Genomic DNA, 18671 nt, shown 5'->3' with positions numbered 1-18671 from the left:
TCCGTTAAAACTGGACCCGCTCCATCGGGTGGACGGGATATTCCGATGCCGGCAACTGGAGTGATTCATTGACGGACTATCGAATTCGATTTAAGAATATCAGTAAATCCTACGCCGATTTCAAAGTCATAGACGGGCTCAACCTCGATATAGCACGCGGCGAGTTCGTCAGTTTGCTTGGGCCATCCGGTTCGGGCAAGACCACGCTTTTGATGATGCTCGCTGGCTTTGAAAGCCCGAGCGGCGGCAAGCTTGTCGTCGATGGCAAGTCGATCAACGATGTTCCGTCCTACAAGCGCAATATGGGCGTCGTGTTCCAGAACTATGCGCTGTTTCCCCATATGAGCGTCGGCGAGAACATCGCATTCCCATTGCAGATGCGCGGGCTTGGCAAGGCGGAGATATCCGACAAGGTCGCAAAAGTGCTGGATATGGTGCAGCTTTCAACCATGCGCGAGCGCAAGCCGTCGCAGCTTTCCGGCGGGCAGCAGCAGCGTGTGGCTTTGGCCCGTGCGCTGGTTTTCGAACCGGGCGTGGTGCTGATGGACGAGCCGCTTGGCGCGCTCGACAAGCAATTGCGCGAACAGATGCAGCTCGATATCCGCGCGCTCCACAACCGCCTCGGTTTGACCATCGTTTTCGTGACACATGACCAGAGCGAGGCGCTGACCATGTCGGACCGTATCGCCGTGTTCAACAAGGGACAGATCGAACAGATCGGCTCGCCGCGCGAAATCTACGACGAGCCGAAGACCCGTTTCGTGGCAGAATTCATTGGTGAAACCAATCTGGCCGAAGGCAAGGTGGAGCGTGTCGATGGAACGAAAACGTTGATCCGCCTCAAGAACGGCGCCGAGTTGAACGCCTCATCATCCGGCGCGCTGACGCCGGGGCAAGATGTGCTGCTTTCCATCCGCCCGGAGCGGATCGAACTGGGCGGCGAGGCCAAGGCCGACAATAATCTCAGCACACGCGTGACCGATAGTGTTTATCAGGGCGATCATCTGCGCATCCAGCTGGATGACAAGGCGCATCATTTCATTGTGCGCCTCGACCGTAAGGCGCGCGAATGGCAACCGGGCGTCGATGTGGTGGCGCATTTCAATGCAGCCGATTGCTGGACAATTGTCGCATGACGGTTCTCTCCGCCAAAAGCACACGCTCGGTTCTGCTCATCGCGCCGCTTTTGATCTTCATTGCGCTGTTTTTCCTGTGGCCGCTTGGCGTGATGATGAAACAGGCAATCTCCGACACGGCGGTGCTGCGGGTTCTCCCGCAAACGGCGGAGGCCGTCGCCGGTTGGGACGGTCAATCGGGTCCGACACCGGAGATGAAACAGGCGCTGGTTGCCGATCTCAGGGCATCCACCGATCAGCAGGCGGTCGGCGATATGGTGCGGCGCCTGAACAGCGCCCAGTCGGGCTTTCGCACATTGATGAGCAAGACGCTTACAGCCATCGAGAAAGACGATCCGGCGCTAGATCTGGAAGCAGTCGATAAACGCTGGAGCCAGCCACAATATTGGCGGGCCATTGCCAATGCGCTGTCCCCCACCACAGACCGCAATCTGCTGGCGGCGGTGGATATGGAACGCGACAGTTCAGGCGAGATTGTTTCCATGGCCGCGGGCACGTCGGCCAATCGCGCCATCATGCTGCGCACATTCTGGATCGCCGCACTGGTCACGCTGGCCTGCGCCGCCATCGGTTATCCCTATGCGGTGTTGCTGGCTTCCGCCATGGGCTGGGTGAAAAGCGCCCTTTTTGCAGCCGTGCTTCTGCCGCTCTGGACATCGCTTCTGGTGCGCACGGCAGCATGGTTCATTCTGTTGCAGGACAAGGGGTTGATCAACGACACGCTGATCTGGCTCGGTCTCACCAACGGGCCACTGCCGCTGATCTTCAACCGGATGGGCGTGATCATCGCCATGACGCATGTGCTTTTGCCGTTCATGGTTCTGCCGATCTACAGCGTGCTGGTGTCCATCCCGAACAATCTGATGCCTGCCGCCGCTTCGCTGGGTGCGCCGCCATGGCGGGCGTTCCTGCGTGTTCTGCTGCCGCTCAGCATGCGGGGCATCCTGTCCGGCATGTTGCTCGTCTTCATGAGCGCCATTGGTTATTACATCACACCGGCACTGATCGGCGGTCCGAGCGACCAGATGATCAGCTCGATCATCGCCTATTATGCCACCGGCTCGGCCAATTGGGGCATGGCTGGCGCGCTGGGTATGGTGCTGCTGGTTGTCTGCCTGCTGCTCTATGCGGTCTATGGTCGCCTGACCAACGAAAAGCGGGGGAGGGCATAACCATGGGACGCTCCGTCAAGATCGTGTTCGGCGTGGCCGCTGTCCTTTTTCTGGTCGCGCCCTTATTCGCCATCCTGCCGCTGGCCTTCACGTCGAGCGTGTTCCTCACCTATCCGGTGCCAAGCTGGTCGATGCGCTGGTTCGAGGAACTGGCAACAGCCGATGCCTGGCGACGCGCCATCGTCAACAGCCTGATCATCGGCTTTGGCACCATGACGCTGGCGACGGTTCTTGGTACTATGGCAGCCCTTGGCCTGCGCAATCGGGCGCTGTTCCTGTCCGGTCCAATCCGCACGCTGTTTCTGCTCCCGATGGTGGTGCCTGCGGTGGTGATGGGCGTCGGCATGCAATTGCTGTTCGTGCGGCTCGGCATCGCCAATTCCTATTTCGGGGTCATCGTCGCGCATACGGTGGTGTCGATCCCCTTTGTGATGGTGAGCGTCACCGGCGCACTTGCGGGCATTGACCGGCGAGTGGAGCTTGCGGCGGAAAGTCTCGGAGCATCGCCGCTGACTGTGTTTCGCCGGGTGACGTTGCCGCTCGCCATGCCGGGCGTGGTTTCGGGCGCGGTGCTGGCCTTTGCCACGTCGCTGGATGAGGTTGTGCTGACGCTGTTCGTCGCCGGTCCCAACCAGCGCACGCTGGCGCGACAGATGTTTTCCACCATCCGCGAAAACATCAGCCCGGCGATTGCCGCCGCAGCCTTCCTGTTCATCGCGGGCACGCTGATCCTCGGTCTGGCTGCCGTGCTGTTCAAACGGAAAACGCCGCGCATGGCGTGATCGGAAAACCGCATAAGCTAGCGGATAAGATTGTGGAATTGTGGAACTTTTGACGGGGTATTCGGTTTGGAACCTATGCACCTCTCCACGATCCATTCAGAGAGAATTTCGCTTGCGGCATTATCGCCGGAGCATTCCGGTTATGCGCTTTTCTTCGATATCGACGGAACTCTGCTGGATATCGCACCAACGCCGGACGGCGTCGTTGTCGATCCCGCGTTGGTGACCGCCTTGGAAAAATTGCGCGAGCGTTTGTCCGGCGCAGTGGCGCTGATGACGGGCCGTCCGCTGGATTTCGTGGCAAAGCGTTTCCCTTCCTATTCAGGCGCTATCGCGGCATTGCACGGCACCGAGTTCCGGCTGCCGTCGGGGCAGGTCGAAAAGCTGGAGCCGGGCGAAGAATTCGCGCGCGCCAAGGATTTTATTCGTGAGACGCAATCCGGTATTGCCGGGCTTCTGCTGGAAGATAAAGGCAATGCGATCGCAGTTCACTTCAGGCTTGCGCCCGAGAAGGAAGACATTGCGCGTGAATTGATCGATGCGGCGGAAAAACTGGCCGGTCCCGACTGGCGGGTTCAGGCTGGGAAATTCGTTTTCGAACTGCGTTCGCGTCATGGCGACAAGGGCGTCGCTCTGCGCCGCCTGATGCAGAGCAAGGCCTTTGCCGGGCGTCTTCCGGTCGCGTTCGGGGACGATCTGACGGATATACCGATGCTGCAAGCGGCGATGGATTTGGGCGGAATGGGCATTGCCGTGGGCGAAGCGATCAGCGACCTGTCCACGGACGCGGTTGCCTCGCCGAAAGCCTTGCGGGCTTGGGTGATCAAAATGGCGGGCACGCAATAGAGCACATCCCGAAAAGTGTGAAACGGTTTTCGGATAAGATGTGCGTAAAAACAAAAATGTTAGAGCGCCGATCTGCTTCAATCAGATCGAAACGCGCTCTAACACGATGAAAGGAGAATGGAGTGGGACGCCTTGTCGTGGTTTCCAACCGCGTTCCCCTGCCGGATAAGCAGGGAAAAGCCCCGGCAGGAGGATTGGCCGTCGCCTTGCAGGCGGCCTTGAATGTCAGAGGGGGTGTCTGGTTCGGCTGGTCCGGTGAAACACTGTCCGGCAGAGAGACACATCAACTGGAAACGAAACAGGTCGGGCCGATCAGCTATGCGCTGCTAAGCCTGCAAAAGAAAGATATCGACGAATACTACGCCGGCTTCGCTAATCGCATGCTATGGCCGCTCTGCCATTACCGGCTGGACCTCATAGACTATACCCGCAAGGATATGGCGGGCTATTTTCGGGTCAACCGGCTGTTCGCGCAGCAATTGCTGCCGCTAATCGAGCCCGACGACACAATCTGGGTGCATGATTATCACCTGATCCCGCTGGCCGAAGAATTGCGGCGCTGCGGGGTGGAAAATCGCATCGGCTTTTTCATGCATATTCCATGGCCTCCAGCCGATCTGCTTTTGACGCTTCCGGTGCATGAGGCGATCATTCGCGGTTTGACCTATTACGATCTCGTCGGTTTCCAGACGGAAAACGATGTGGAGAATTTCATCGGGGGTCTGCGGCGGGAAAAGATCGGCAAACAGATTGAACCCCGGCGGTTCGAGGCTTTCGGGCGAAGCTTCAGCGTGGACAGTTTTGGTATCGGCATCGAAACCGAAGCCTTTGCCGAGATTGCGATGAAGACGCAAAACAGCAGTTCCGTAAAGCGCATGCGCGACAGCATGAGCGGGCGCGATCTGATCATCGGCGTCGACCGGCTGGATTATTCCAAGGGGATCACCAACCGGCTTGAAGCTTTCGAGAATTTTCTGAAAATCGATCCGGTCAATCGCGGCCATGTCACCTTTTTGCAGGTGACGCCGAAGTCTCGCACCGAAGTGCCGGAATATAAGGATATGCAGCGGGAAGTGGCGGAAATGGCCGGGCGCATCAACGGGGCGAACGCCACCTTCGACTGGACGCCGATCCGCTATATCAACCGGTCTCTCAATCGCGATGTGCTGGCCGGGCTTTATCGTCTGGCGAAAGTGGGGCTGGTCACGCCGCTGCGCGATGGCATGAACCTCGTGGCAAAGGAATATGTCGCGGCGCAGGACCCGGATGATCCCGGCGTGCTTGTGCTTTCACGCTTTGCCGGTGCCGCGCAGGAACTGGATGGTGCGGTTCTGGTCAATCCCTATGATACGGAAGCCGTTGCCTATGCGATTGCGCGGGCGCTGTCCATGCCGCTGGAAGAACGGCAGGAACGCTATAACGACATGATGGATTTTCTCAAAACCCATGACGTCACACGCTGGTGCGACGATTTTCTGGCGCGGCTTGCGCCGGGAAAATAGACCAACAGCTTGCGCCGCAAGGCGCAAGCTGTTCCGAGAATTAGGCGACAGCCTTGCCGTAAGTGCGTACGACATTGCGGACGGCTTCGACCATCAGCGCATGCGGCGTGGCTTCGACCGCACCCGAGGCGACAGCCGGATAAAGCGTGCCGAGATATTGGCTGATCAGCGTTTCGGGTATCTTGCGACCTTCCAGGCGCTTCAAAAGCGAATCGACGGCGGCGGTTGCCACCGGGTGCGGCCAGTAATAGCGAATGCGGTCGCTATAGGAGAAATGGCGTTGCAGCCGCAGCTCTTCCGCGTCGCCGTGGTAATATTTTTCCCAGTTCTTCGGCTCGGCCAGAAGTAGCGCTTCCATCTTGCCGCGCAGGGTTTCTTCATACGGCAGCTTGTCGAGGAATGCCGCAATCTGGTCGAGACCATAAAGAGCCTCGCGCAGTGCAAAAGTCAGGCCGGGGCCGACTTTCAGAATAGCGAAACCGTCGTGCACGAGATCGGAAAGCGCTTCCACCGGCTGGTAATCGGTCGAATGGGCTTCGAACACGAATTGCGGCATTTCGCTCAGAACAGCGCTTAAAGCCGTCGCTTTTTCGCTGTTGTAGAAGACGACATTCTCATTGCCGAATTCGACACCCGGCTGCACCACAACGCCGATGGCGCGGGCAAAGGCGTCTTCCAGTCCGAGTGCTGCAAAAGCTTTGCGGTGAATGGCGACGGTTTCGACGGCAGCGCCCGGCTTGGTCAGCTCCAGCTCTTCGATTTCTTCCATCGCACCACCGGGAATCGGGACTTCCGTGCCGATGATATAGACCGGCAGGTCGTATCCGGCTTCGCGGGCCGCCGTTTCGGAAACCTTGGCGAGACGCGCAGCGCGCTCGGCGGTGACGGTATCAGGCAGCGCGACTGGCTCGCCAGCGCAGCCCATCGACGTATCGAGATGGATTTTGGTGAAGCCTGCGCGCACGAAGGCGTCGATCATGACATCCGACTTCGCAAGGGCTTCTTCGGCTGGCAGATGTTTCCACGGGTTGGGGCCGAGATGGTCGCCGCCCAGAATAAGCCGCTTGGTGTCGAAGCCGACGCGCGCGGCGATGTCTTCCACGAAGCGGCGGAAGTCGGCAGGCGTCATGCCCGTATAGCCGCCATCCTGATTGACCTGATTGCAGGTGGCCTCGATCAGCACGTCGGTCTCGGTCGCGATGCCTTCGAGGAGGGCTGCTTCGATCACCAGCGGATGCGCAGAACAGATCGACGTGATGCCACCGCGAACGCCGCTTGCATAACGGGCGGGAAGTGCGCTCAGAACGTTCGTGCCGCTCATGCTGGAACTCCGTTTTTCTGCAGAAAGGCAACAATTTCAGCCATGGTCGAGGTGCCTTCCATCGGTCCCTTGCCGCCGACGGCGCGTGCGCCGGTGGCGTTGGCGATGACAAGAGCTTCCTTCGGGGCCATGTCGCGCAGCCAGCAGGTTACGAATGCCGCGCCAAAACTGTCGCCCGCGCCGGTTGGGTCGATTTCATCGACCTTGAAAGCAGGCGCGAAAACTTCGCCGGACTGGTCGAAATAGCTGGCGCCTTCCGCGCCGCGCTTGACCACAACGGCCTTGACACCCCGCGCCAGCAACTCTTCCACAGCTGCCTTTTCCTCGGTCGCCTTGGTGAAGAGGAAAATTTCCGGGCCGCTCGGCATGAACAGGTCGGTGTTTTCCAGAGCATGGGCCAGCGCCTGACGCATGCCCGGCAATTCCAGCATTTCCTTGCGGATATTCGGGTCGAAGGACACTGTGCCGCCCTTCGCCTTGATGCGGATTGTCGCCTCGTGGATCGCCGAGACGATGCCATCGGAGAACAGGGCCGAACCCATGATATGCAGATGATCGGCGGTCTCGATCAGCGTTTCAGCTTCTGGTGTCAGGCCAATCGCGCTGCATGCGCTGTGCTTGATGTTGAAGATGAAGTCGCGATTGCCATCAGGGCGATAGCGCACGAAGGCGCTGCCGGTAGCGGCTGTCGGATGCACGCCGATGGCCGATACATCCACGCCGTCGTTTTGCAGGCGCTCGACATTGAGCGCGCCGAAATCGTCATTGCCGACCGCGCTGACCATGCCGCAAGGCTGGCCCATCTTGGCCGCCTGATCGATGAAGATCGCGGGCGCGCCGGAGGCGAACGGGCCGATCAACGGGATGGCGGATTTGAAACCGTTGCCGGTTTCCACGGCCATGATCTCGACGACGATTTCGCCGATAGTGATGATCTTTTTCATATGCTGCACCGATTACGTCCGTACGGATTTCGAGCGCACATCGAGCCAGACCGCGACCAGAATGACCACGCCCTTGACGATGAGCTGATAGAAATAAGGCACAGACAGCATGTTCATGCCGTTATTGATAACGCCGATGATGAGCGCGCCGAGAATGGTGCCGACCATGGTGCCGACGCCGCCCGCAAGCGAGGTGCCGCCCAGCACGACCGCCGCAATGGCGTCGAGTTCGTAGCCCATGCCCGCATTAGTCTGCGCCGAGGACAGGCGCGACGAGAGCAGAATGCCGCTGATCGCAGCCATGACGCCGGAGAGCATGAAGACGATGATCTTGATGCGGTCGACGCGGATGCCCGAATAAATCGCCGCTTCCTTGTTGCCGCCCGACAGATAGATGCGGCGACCGAACACAGTCTTCGACAGCAGGATATAGTTGAAAATGAACAGGACGCCGACAATCCAAATGATGATCGGCAGGCCGAGCCAGTTTTCCGACCCGATGGCGAGCCAGGTATCGTTTTCGATGATTTCCGGCGCGCCATTGGTCGGCAGGCTGACCATGCCGCGATAGATGCCCATTGTCGCGACCGTCACGATGAAGGAGGGCAGCATCAGCTTTGCCGAAAGCACTCCGTTCAGGCCGCCCATGATGGCGCCCGCCGCAAGGGTGAAAACCACGGTTGGCACAAAGCCGAACCCCATGGAGAAGGCTTGCGCCGCCACCATTCCGGAAACGGCGATGATGGAGCCAATCGAAAGGTCGATCTCACCGAGCAGGATCACATAGGTCATGCCATAGGCGGCAACGGCAATCACCGCCACCTGCTGCATGATGTTCATGAAGTTGTTGAAAGCCAGAAAGCGCGGGTTCAACACAGCGAAGACCACGCAAAGCACGGCCAGCGAAACAATGATGCCGCCATATTGGCGAACCAGCGGGGAGGAGAAAAGCGAACGGCGGACTTCTGCGTCCACGGCTTTCTTCTGGATATTTTGGGCGTTGCTCATAGGTGCATTCCTGCTGCGTAGCTCATGACGGTTTCGGGCGTAAGGCCATCGGCATCGACAATGGCGGCGACATGCTTGTTATGCATGATGACCACCCGGTCGCTGAGGCCCAGCACTTCCGGCAGTTCGGAGGAAACCATCAGAATCGCCGCGCCATTGGCGGCAAGTTCACGGATGATGCGATAGATTTCGAATTTCGCGCCGACATCGACACCGCGTGTCGGTTCGTCGAGAATGAGGATGCGCGGCTTTGTCTGCAGCCACTTCGCCAGCACGATCTTCTGCTGGTTGCCGCCGCTGAGCGATCCGGCAACCGTGTCGATGGAAGCGGTCTTGATGGCAAGGCGCAGCACTTCCGCCTTGGCGGCGGAGCGTTCCGCGCTGGAACGCATCAGGCCGAAAGGCCCCGCCAGCTGGCCGAGCCCCACCATATTGATGTTGCGCTCGACGCTATGCGGAAGAACAAGGCCTTCTTCCTTGCGGTTCTCGGTCACGAAGGCAATGCCGTGGCGAATGGCATCGGTCGGCGAGGCAAGCGTGATGGCTTCGCCTTCGAGCCTGATTTCGCCCGTTGGCCGCAGCATCCCGAACAGCGCCTTCATTACATCCGAACGGCCAGAACCGACCAGTCCGAAAAGCCCAAGGACTTCGCCGGGCTTCACATCGATGGAGACCTCGTGGAACTTGCCCGGTACGGACAGGTTCTTTGTCGCGAGAATCGGCGGAACGGCGTCCGAAGGGCGCGGCGCTTCACGCGGCGGGTAAATGTCGTTCATCTCGCGACCGACCATGAGCGCGATCAGGCGCTCGATGCTGGTCTCGCTCTTTTCGGTGGTCGTGACATATTCGCCATCGCGAACAACCGTAATGTCGTCGGAAAGCCGCATGATTTCTTCCATGCGGTGCGAGATATAGATGACGGCAGTGCCCTTGGCCTTCAGGCGCTCGATGATTGAAAACAGGATTTCCGCCTCGCTGTCGGACAGCGATGAAGTCGGCTCGTCCAGAATGACGACATCGGCAGGCTGGCTCAAGCCCTTGGCGATTTCGACGAGCTGACGCTGGGCAATCGAAAGATCGCCGACCTTGGCGCGCGGATCGACCGGAAGTCCGAGATCGGCAACGAGTCTGGTCGCTTCCGCGTTCAGCTCGCGCTCGCGGATGAAGCCGAAGCGGCTCGGCTCGTGGTTCGCGAAAATATTCTCGGCAACGGTCAGGTTGCGGGAGAGGCTCAATTCCTGAAAGACGATGGCGATCCCGCTGGCGCGTGCATCGCGCGGGTTCTTCGGCGCATAGGCCGCGTCTTTGAGCAAAATCGTGCCCGAGGTCGGCTTGAACACGCCAGCCAGAATCTTCATCAGCGTGGATTTGCCAGCACCGTTTTCACCGAGCAGCGTATGCACGCGCCCGCGCCGCACGGTCAGGTTCATGCGCTTCAGCGCGATGACCGGGCCGAAAGACTTCGCAACATCGCGAATTTCCAGAACCGTATCCGCTGCCGTCTTCTGTTCGGATTGGGTTGCTGTCACAGGATCTGTCACTTTTGAGGCCTCCACGCTCCGTTTGCTGCAGTCTGCCACGAACCGGATATGGCCGGGTCCGCACAGCCGTGCTGTCTAAAGGGATGCGGTGGCGGCCCGGAAAGGGGAGGCTTTCCGGGCCGCCACCGCAAAAAGGAAACAGCGACTGGGAGGAGTGTCGCTGCTTCACGCGGTCTTACTTGGTTTCGCCGTCCTTGGTGACGACGCCCGGAACGATTGGCTGCTTGGCCGGAACGCTCTCGCCCTTGATGACCTTGGCGGCGGTTTCAACCGCAACCTTGCCCATTTGGTCTGGATATTGCGCGATCACGCCGACCATGATCGGGTCGTTTTTCACGGCGTTGCGGGCTTCTTCCATGCCGTCAAAGCCGATCACCTTGACCTGATTTTCAAGCTTGGCGGCTTTCACAGCCGATGCGGCGGCAAGTGCAGCATCATCGCCGAAGCCGAAGATGCCGACGATATCCGGGTTGGCCTGCAAGATGTTCTGCGCGGTCGCCAGTGCTTCCGGACGGGTGATGCCCGGCTGGATCGCCACGATTTTGATGTCGGGATACTTGGCGATGCCCTTCTTGAAGCCTTCAACGCGGTCAACAACTGACTGAACCGTCGGGTAATCGATGACGGCGACATTGCCCTTTTCGCCGATGGTCTTGGCCATCAGTTCGGCAGCGCGTTCGCCACCGGCAAAGTTGTCGGTGCCGACGAAGGAGGTCACGTCCACATTGTTGGCAGGCACATCGACCGTGATGACCTTGATGCCAGCCTTTTCAGCCTTGTTGATGGCCGAGCGCACGCCCTTGCTGTCAACCGGCGAAATGATGATGACATCGACGCCCTTGGTGATGAAATCTTCCACATCGGCGAGCTGCTTGCTCAGGTCCTGATTGGCGATAGAAATTTCGAGCGGCACGTTTTCTGCCTGCGCTTCCTTCTTCATCGCGTCAGCGAGCGAGATGTAGAACGGATGCTGCTGGGTGAGAAGCGATGCGCCAACGCCTTCGGCAGAGGCAGAACCCGCCATCATGGCCAGAGCGACGCCGGAAAAGAGAATGCGGCCGAGAGAAGTGCGAAACATGATTTCCTCCGTATGAACCGGCGTCTGCCGGGCTGTCCTTCTAACAGGGACATGAACGATGACTTACCTGCTGGTTCATCGGACCGCAGCACTTTGCGTCGGTCTTCAAATCTCCCGGAAGGGCAGGTGCCTTCAGCCCATTATCGAGCTTCATTAGACATGATGGAGCTTGTTCAACGTGTCAATATATAATTTTTCACGTGTAAAAATTATAACGATTTAATTTCGCCCGAATAGCGGCGGGAAAAACAGTTGTGTTGCCTTATATCAGCATTTTCTGCGGTAATAAGGGCTGGCACCGGTGAAATTCAGGTTGCTTCTGTGAAAAAATAAATTTACGCATGGAAAAATCTTGAGGCGTGGAGTGGGCGCCGATCGGGACTGGCCCGAGGAAAGCGGAGCATGGCTGAAAACAAGATCAGGACGATGGAGGAGTTCGCCGTGGCAAGCGGCTTGTCGCGTCCTACGGTCTCGAAATATTTCGATAATCCGGAAAGCGTAAAGCCTTCCACGCGCGCCCGCATCGAAAAGGCGCTGAAGGATTACAACTATCAGCCCAATATTTTCGCCGTCAGCCTCAACCGCAAGAAGCCGAAGAATATCGGCGTCATCGTTCCGCATATTTCCGATCCGTTCTATGCCGAAATCATTCGCCAGATCGAATTGCGATGCCTTGCGGAAGGTTATTGGACCATCGTTCTGTCGTCGCATGGCGAGCGCAAGCTTGAAGCACGCGCCATGCGCTCGCTGATGTCGCTTAAGATCGCCGGTGTCCTGATGGCGCCGCTCGGTTTTGAAACCGACACCAAGCTTCTGTCCAGCCTTTCCGATTCGATGCCGGTGGTGTTTCTGGATAGCCGTATCGGCGAGGACCAGCCCTTTGTCGGCACCGACAACCGCGTCAGCATCGGCAACATTACCGAATATCTATGCAGGACCGGCGAGCATCCCTGTTTTCTGGAAATGCCTGCCGTCAACCAGAACGCGCTGGAGCGCCGCGCAGCCTATATCGCCACGATGGAAAGGCTCGGTATCGAGCCCATCGTTTTGCCGATGACCCCGAAAAACTGGAGTTTCGAGGAGCTCGGCTATCAGGAGGCGGGGCGTATTCTCGACCGCGGCGGTTTCCCGACGCGCACGGTTCTCTGCGCCAATGATCGTCTGGCCTTCGGCGTGATTTCGGCAGCTTTTGAACGCAGGCGTCATGTCGGGCGAGAGGAAGGCAGCGATCTGCGTGTCGCCGGTCACGACGATCACCCACTGAGCCGCTTCACCTGCCCGCCTCTGACGACGGTTGCCCAGGATTACCGCCAGATCGCGCAGCTTGGTCTGGATATGCTGTTTTCACGCATCAATGAGCAGGACAGCAGCAGCGCGACCGGCGAGGATATTCGCTATCTCGACAGCCATCTGATCATGCGCAGTTCGGCGTGATTGCTGCCGATAATTGCGTATTCAAGCTGACATTCTCAGCTTGATCTCAGCATTCAGCAGGATGCGGTTGCTTTCGGGCAGTTCGAGCCGATCTTCGGAATCTTCGCCCAATGTACGGAACAGAAGCTCAATCGCCAGCCTGCCGATTTCGTTATAATCCTGTGCGACCGTAGTGAGCGGCGGGCAGGTATATTCCGACAGCGGATTGTTGTCGTGACCGGCCACGCGGATATCGCAATCCTTGAGCCTGCCGATTTTCAGTCCCGCCTGCCAGAGCGCGCCCGTAACGCCAAAGGCGATGCGGTCGTTGGAGCAGAGCACCGTCGAGGTCGGAAAACTTGCCTTCTCGCGCATGATGCGCGCCGTCTGTTCAAAGGCATATTGTTCGAAATCCCAGCTGCGGCTCGGTTCCAGTTCGATGATGCGTGGCTCGTGACCGAGCTTTTCCATTGCCGTCGTATAGGCTTCGCGCCGTTTGAGAGCGTTGTTGTTCACAATCGGCATCGAGAAATAGCAAGGCTCGCTGCCAGAACGGCAGAGATAATCGACGATCAGGTGGAAGGATTTCTGGTTGTCGGTGCCGACGAAAGGCGTGGTGCTGTCGAGCGGCGAATCCACATAGACGATGGGGACGTCGTCGGCGAGACGCGCCAGCGCGGAATGCTGCGACTGTTCGCCAAGCGGTGCGATGATGGCGCCCGCGACATTGAGCGAGCGAAGCGTTTCAATCGCGCGCTTTTCCAGTTCCGGCTTGCCATCCGACGACAGAACGACAGTCAGATAACCCCGTTGCTCGGCCAGCGTTTGCAGCCTGCGGGTCATCGCCATGTAGAAATGATCGAGCTGGTTGGGAATGATGATTCCCAAAATTGTCGTGCGACGACGATTAAGGTTCACCGCGAAAAGATTGGGACGAAAGCCGGACTGCTTGACGGCCGCTTCGATGATCTCGCGGGTCTTCGGGCGGACGGATGATGGGTCGTTGAAATATTTGGAAACTGTGGGGCGCGACAGCCCGACGAATTCCGAAAAGTCTTCCATGGTGCGTATGGTTTTGCGCACGTTTCTCTGTCCTGTCCGTCAGCTGCCCGCTGCAATTTCTTGCAGTGACAGCTCACATTCTCCTGCTATCGGTCGGGTCCAGATGCGCTGGCCCATAGATGCGCGACACATCGTCTGCAGCTTGTTTTCCAATAATTTCAGGATGTTCCTCCAACCAGACCCGCCATGAAATTTTTCGCGGCGGGCCCAAGTCAAACTGTCAAAGGCTGAAGCAAAGGTCAAGCGAACAATGACGAACATCTGGAACGATGCAGCGCATATTTGAATGTGCTAAGATAATCGCGGGGTCAGATCGCGCGGTGAAAAATCCGTTGTTTCGGCCAGGAAAACAATCGAATGAATGGTCTTTTCAGCGCGCAAATCAAAATCAAAAACCGTGCTTGACAAGCTACGGAGAGCCGCGCCATAAATTTTACATATGTAAGAATTTTGCTATGCATTCGTAAAGGAGGAGACGAAATGCGGACCAAAACTTATGTGACAGGGCTTATTGCGTCTGCCGCTGGCGTCGCAATGTTTTCCGGTTCGGCGTGGGCGGAGGAGCTCACGATCGCAACGGTCAACAATGCCGATATGATCATCATGCAGAAGCTTTCGCCGGAGTGGGAAAAGGCCACCGGCAACAAGCTCAACTGGGTGGTGCTCGAAGAAAACGTGCTGCGCCAGCGTGTCACGACGGACATCGCAACCAAGAGCGGCCAGTTCGACATCATGACCATCGGCGGTTATGAAACCCCGATCTGGGGCAAGGCCGGATGGCTTCTTGCGGTCGATGATCTGGGCGACGATTACGACTATGACGATCTTATCAAGCCGGTGCGCGCCGGTCTGACGGTCGATGGCAAGCTTTATGCCGTGCCGTTTTACGCGGAAAGCTCGTTCACCCTTTATCGAAAGGATCTGTTCGAAGCCGCTGGCCTGAAAATGCCGGATGCGCCGACCTATGCCGAGATCAAGGAATTCGCGACCAAGCTCACCGACAAATCGAAAGAACAGTACGGTCTTTGCCTGCGCGGCAAGCCGGGCTGGGGCGAAAACATGGCCTATCTTTCCACCCTGGTGAACACATTTGGCGGCAGCTGGTTCGATGAGAGCTGGAAGCCGCAGATGAGCTCCGATACCTGGAAAAAGGCCATCAACTACTACGTCGATCTGATGAAGGAAGCAGGCCCTCCCGGAATCACCTCGAACGGCTTCAATGAAAATCAGGCGCTGTTCTCCACCGGCCATTGCGCCATGTGGATCGACGCCACCTCAGCTGCGGGCCGCATTTACGATCCGAAGCAGAGCCAGGTTGCCGACAAGGTGGCCTTCACCAAGGCGCCTGTCGAAGTGACGCCGAATGGCTCGTCCTGGGCCTGGTCGTGGAACCTCGCCATCCCGGCATCGACCAAGAAGGCGGAAGCCGCAAAGTCGTTCCTGAAATGGGCGACCTCGAAGGGCTACGTCGAACTGGTCGGCAAGTCGGAAGGCTGGGTTGCCGTTCCGCCGGGTACGCGTCAGTCGACCTACGCCAATGAAGAGTACAAGAAGGCCGCGCCTTTCGCCGAGACGGTTCTCAAGGCGATTGAATCGGCCGACCCGACCAAGCCGACCAAGGACCCGGTCCCCTATACCGGCATCCAGTTCGTGGCGATCCCTGAATTCCAGGCGATCGGCACCATTGTCGGTCAGGCAATCTCTTCGGCTGTCGCCGGTCAGCAAAGCGTCGATGCGGCGCTCGATGGCGCACAGAAGCAGGCCGAACAGATCATGACGCAGTCCGGTTACATCAAGTAATCCGGTTACCATCAGCCTGCTGCGCTCCTGAGTGAGAGCAGCAGGCTCGATTTTCGCGCGATCCGCCGCACCTTTTCGGGCGCGGTGGATGTTGAAGCGGGAAGGGGAGGAACGTCAGACATGCCAGCAAACCCGGCCTTGGCCACAGGCACCAAATCGCGCTTTGCCGCAAAATCGCGCCGCAGCGTCCGCACCGGACCTCTGCTTGCACCCGCCGTCATCCTGCTCTTGCTATGGATGATCGTTCCACTGGCGATGACGCTCTGGTTCTCGTTTCAGTATTACAATCTCATCAATCCCTTCGTGACCGGTTTTGCCGGTTTCTCGAATTACAAGTTCCTGCTGTCCGATCCGGGGCTCTGGTCGGCCATCACGAAGACGCTCATTCTGTTGGGCTCGGTTCTGGCCATTTCGGTGGTGCTGGGTGTTTTATTTGCGGTGATTTTCGATCAGGATTTCTGGGGCAAGAACATTGCGCGACTTCTGGTCATTGCGCCGTTCTTCGTCATGCCGACGGTGTCGGCGCTGATCTGGAAAAACCTTCTGATGCACCCGGTCAACGGGTTGTTCGCCTTTATCTCGCGCAGTCTCGGACTGCCTGTCATTGACTGGTTCGGACAGTTTCCAATGGCGTCGATCATCATGATCGTATCCTGGCAGTGGGTGCCTTTCGCGACGCTTATCCTGATGACCGCCATGCAGTCGCTCGACCGCGAGCAGATGGAAGCGGCGCGGCTTGATGGCGCCAAAGGGCCGGTGATGTTCTTTTATATCGTCCTGCCGCATCTGCTGCGCCCGATCTCGGTCGTCATCATGATCGAGACGATCTTTCTCCTGTCGGTCTTCGCGGAAATCCTCGTCACTACCTCCGGTGGACCGGGTATTGCCACGACGACGCTGACCTATTTCATCTATCTGAAGGCGCTCCTTCAGTGGGATATCGGTGGCGCTTCCGCTGCCGGTGTCGTCGCCATCATCCTCGCCAATATCGTTGCCGCGTTCCTCATCCGAACCGTGGCGCGCAATCTGGATAATTAGGGGAGACGAACGATGGCTGCAAAACGCAAGTTCGACAAAGCCGCGCTCTCCGCCGGGATTATCGGCTGGATCGTGGCGCTTTTGATGTTCTTCCCGATCCTCTGGATGCTGCTTGCGGCATTCAAGACAGAGATCGACGCGGTGGCCCCGCCAAAGTTGTTCTTCGAGCCGACGCTGGAAAATTTCGCGGCGGTCAATCAGCGCGCCGACTATTTCCGCTACGCCATGAACAGCGTGATCGAGAGCCTTGGCGCGACGATCCTGTCGCTGCTGATCGCCGTTCCGGCGGCATATGCGGCGGCATTCTTTCCGGGAAAACGCACCAAGGATCTGCTGTTGTGGATGCTCTCGACCAAGATGCTGCCTGCGGTGGGTGTTCTGGTGCCGATCTATCTTCTGGCGCGCGATACCGGGCTTCTCGACACGCGCACCGGTCTGATCATCATCTTCACCCTTTCCAATCTGCCGATTGTGGTCTGGATGCTCTATTCCTTCTTCAAGGAAGTGCCGCATGAAATCCTTGAGGCGAGCCGCATGGACGGGGCGAAGGTCGGCCAGCAGATACGCTATCTGCTCCTGCCGCTAAGCCTGCCCGGCATTGCATCGACGGCGCTTCTTTCCATCATCCTGTGCTGGAACGAAGCCTTCTGGAGCCTCAATCTCACGGCCTCGCAGGCCGGGCCTCTCACGGCATTCATCGCGTCCTTCTCGTCACCGGAAGGGCTTTTCTGGGCAAAACTCTCGGCAGCGTCCACGCTCGCCATCGCGCCGATCCTCGTCTTCGGTTGGGTTACGCAGCGCCAGCTGGTGCGCGGTCTCACCTTCGGCGCCGTGAAGTAAAGGGAACCCCATGGCTACGCTTTCTTTTCATAACGCCACCAAGTCCTTCGGCAATATCGATGTCATCAAGGGTGTGGACCTAGCCATCGAAGACCGCGAATTCGTGGTCTTCGTCGGGCCGTCCGGTTCGGGCAAATCCACGCTTTTGCGGATGATTGCGGGGCTGGAAGAAATCACCAGCGGCGATCTTTTGATCGACGGGCAGCAGTGCAACGATACGCCGCCGGATGAACGCGGGCTTGCGATGGTGTTCCAGACTTATGCGCTCTATCCGCATATGAATGTGCGCGACAATATGGGTTTCGCGCTCAAGCTGGCAGGTGTGGGCAAGGCCGAGCGTGACCGCAAGGTGGAAGGTGTTGCCAGGACATTGCAGCTGGACAAATTGCTGGACCGCAAGCCGCGCCAGCTTTCGGGCGGTCAGCGCCAGCGCGTCGCCATTGGGCGCGCCATGGTGCGCGAGCCGAAGATTTTCCTGTTCGATGAACCGCTGTCCAATCTCGATGCGGCGCTGCGCGTGCAGATGCGCATCGAATTGGCGCGCCTGCATGACCGGTTGAATGCGACGATGATCTATGTCACGCATGATCAGGTGGAAGCCATGACGCTGGCCGACAAGATCGTCGTGCTGCGCGATGGCAAGCTGGAACAGGTCGGTTCACCGCTGGAGCTTTATCACCACCCGGTCAATCGCTTTGTGGCGGGTTTCATCGGATCGCCGACCATGAATTTCATCGAGGTCAAGGCGGGCGCCGTCGATAGCGATGGCGTGACGGTGCAGCTTGCCAATGGGCGTTCGGTCAAGGTGCCGGTTGCCGGTGAAGGGGTGAGCGCCGGTGCGCCGCTTGTGCTGGGCGTTCGCCCGGAACATCTGCATCCGGCGGATGACGGCATTCTCGAAGGCGAGATCATGGTGGTCGAGCGTCTTGGCGGCCAGACTTATCTCTATGTGCAAAACGATGCCGCTTCCGGCCTGATCGTGGCGGAAGCTGGCGGCAACAGCACGGCCCGTGCGCATGAAACGGCGCGGCTCGGTTTTGATGCCGCCGACGCGCATCTCTTTACGCCCGATGGCCTGTCGCTCCAGCGCCGTGACCGCCATCCGCTGATCCTGTCTGAAAAGAAAACGCATCTTTAAAGAAGCATTTCCAGCAAAAGCGCGAAGCGGTTTTGCGTCGGATAATGCGT

At 58.4% G+C, this 18671-nt stretch carries 16 protein-coding genes; 10 read left to right on the top strand and 6 right to left on the bottom strand.

The window, feature by feature from the left end; genetic code table 11:
* The first annotated feature begins 68 nt into the window (after positions 1–68).
* From HWD97_RS16845 to otsA, 5 genes are all read left to right on the top strand, one after another.
* Positions 69–1136: an ABC transporter ATP-binding protein gene (locus tag HWD97_RS16845; RefSeq protein WP_371835271.1), complete on the top strand. Its 1068-nt coding sequence runs from the start codon at positions 69–71 to the stop codon at positions 1134–1136.
* A complete protein-coding gene (locus HWD97_RS16840) occupies positions 1133–2308 on the top strand; it encodes an ABC transporter permease (protein WP_371835270.1) in 1176 nt (391 codons plus the stop codon). The genes HWD97_RS16845 and HWD97_RS16840 overlap by 4 nt, the downstream gene beginning before the upstream one ends.
* A 2-nt stretch (positions 2309–2310) precedes the next feature.
* The gene (locus tag HWD97_RS16835; protein ID WP_121539506.1) at positions 2311–3090 is read left to right on the top strand and encodes an ABC transporter permease; all 780 of its coding nucleotides are present in this window, start codon (positions 2311–2313) and stop codon (positions 3088–3090) included.
* A 75-nt stretch (positions 3091–3165) separates the two neighbouring features.
* Complete coding sequence (gene otsB / locus HWD97_RS16830) at positions 3166–3936, top strand: trehalose-phosphatase (RefSeq protein ID WP_109366938.1); 771 nt, start codon at positions 3166–3168, stop codon at positions 3934–3936.
* A gap of 122 nt (positions 3937–4058) precedes the next feature.
* Positions 4059–5438, top strand: coding sequence for an alpha,alpha-trehalose-phosphate synthase (UDP-forming) (gene otsA, locus HWD97_RS16825; RefSeq protein ID WP_109366939.1), 1380 nt, complete (start codon positions 4059–4061; stop codon positions 5436–5438).
* A 40-nt stretch (positions 5439–5478) separates the two neighbouring features.
* On the opposite strand, the gene HWD97_RS16820 is transcribed toward otsA, so the two are convergent.
* From HWD97_RS16820 to HWD97_RS16800, 5 genes are all read right to left on the bottom strand, one after another.
* On the bottom strand, positions 5479–6759 hold the full coding sequence (locus tag HWD97_RS16820; RefSeq protein ID WP_109366940.1) for a D-tagatose-bisphosphate aldolase, class II, non-catalytic subunit: 1281 nt from the start codon (positions 6757–6759) through the stop codon (positions 5479–5481).
* Positions 6756–7703: a sugar kinase gene (locus HWD97_RS16815; RefSeq protein WP_371835269.1), complete on the bottom strand. Its 948-nt coding sequence runs from the start codon at positions 7701–7703 to the stop codon at positions 6756–6758. The genes HWD97_RS16820 and HWD97_RS16815 overlap by 4 nt, the downstream gene beginning before the upstream one ends.
* Before the next feature lie 12 nt (positions 7704–7715).
* Positions 7716–8711: an ABC transporter permease gene (locus HWD97_RS16810; RefSeq protein ID WP_167836168.1), complete on the bottom strand. Its 996-nt coding sequence runs from the start codon at positions 8709–8711 to the stop codon at positions 7716–7718.
* Complete coding sequence (locus tag HWD97_RS16805; RefSeq protein WP_109366942.1) at positions 8708–10252, bottom strand: sugar ABC transporter ATP-binding protein; 1545 nt, start codon at positions 10250–10252, stop codon at positions 8708–8710. The genes HWD97_RS16810 and HWD97_RS16805 overlap by 4 nt, the downstream gene beginning before the upstream one ends.
* 175 nt (positions 10253–10427) lie before the next feature.
* Positions 10428–11330, bottom strand: coding sequence for a substrate-binding domain-containing protein (locus tag HWD97_RS16800; protein WP_109366943.1), 903 nt, complete (start codon positions 11328–11330; stop codon positions 10428–10430).
* A 402-nt stretch (positions 11331–11732) separates the two neighbouring features.
* Between HWD97_RS16800 and HWD97_RS16795 the strand changes: the two genes are divergently transcribed.
* On the top strand, positions 11733–12764 hold the full coding sequence (locus HWD97_RS16795) for a LacI family DNA-binding transcriptional regulator (protein ID WP_109366944.1): 1032 nt from the start codon (positions 11733–11735) through the stop codon (positions 12762–12764).
* A 21-nt stretch (positions 12765–12785) separates the two neighbouring features.
* Here HWD97_RS16795 and HWD97_RS16790 read toward each other — a convergent pair whose 3' ends face one another.
* A complete protein-coding gene (locus tag HWD97_RS16790; RefSeq protein ID WP_109366945.1) occupies positions 12786–13805 on the bottom strand; it encodes a LacI family DNA-binding transcriptional regulator in 1020 nt (339 codons plus the stop codon).
* Between the two features lie 480 nt (positions 13806–14285).
* Here HWD97_RS16790 and HWD97_RS16785 point away from each other — a divergent pair, with 480 nt between their 5' ends.
* The 4 genes from HWD97_RS16785 to HWD97_RS16770 all read left to right on the top strand — a co-directional run bounded on the left by HWD97_RS16785 (position 14286) and on the right by HWD97_RS16770 (position 18621).
* A complete protein-coding gene (locus HWD97_RS16785; protein WP_167836167.1) occupies positions 14286–15605 on the top strand; it encodes a sugar ABC transporter substrate-binding protein in 1320 nt (439 codons plus the stop codon).
* 120 nt (positions 15606–15725) lie between these two features.
* Entirely contained in the window at positions 15726–16643 is a 918-nt protein-coding gene (locus tag HWD97_RS16780; protein WP_109366946.1) for a carbohydrate ABC transporter permease, read from the top strand.
* A gap of 12 nt (positions 16644–16655) precedes the next feature.
* Positions 16656–17483 (top strand): carbohydrate ABC transporter permease, encoded by an 828-nt coding sequence (locus tag HWD97_RS16775; RefSeq protein WP_109366947.1) that lies wholly within the window; start codon positions 16656–16658, stop codon positions 17481–17483.
* Between the two features lie 10 nt (positions 17484–17493).
* A complete protein-coding gene (locus tag HWD97_RS16770; RefSeq protein ID WP_109366948.1) occupies positions 17494–18621 on the top strand; it encodes an ABC transporter ATP-binding protein in 1128 nt (375 codons plus the stop codon).
* The last annotated feature ends 50 nt before the right edge of the window (positions 18622–18671 follow it).

Origin of the sequence: Ochrobactrum sp. C6C9 (assembly GCF_022627935.1) — a bacterium.
In the GTDB taxonomy this organism is placed as follows: Bacteria; Pseudomonadota; Alphaproteobacteria; order Rhizobiales; family Rhizobiaceae; genus Brucella; species Brucella teleogrylli.
This window is presented reverse-complemented; position numbering and strand designations above follow the sequence as displayed.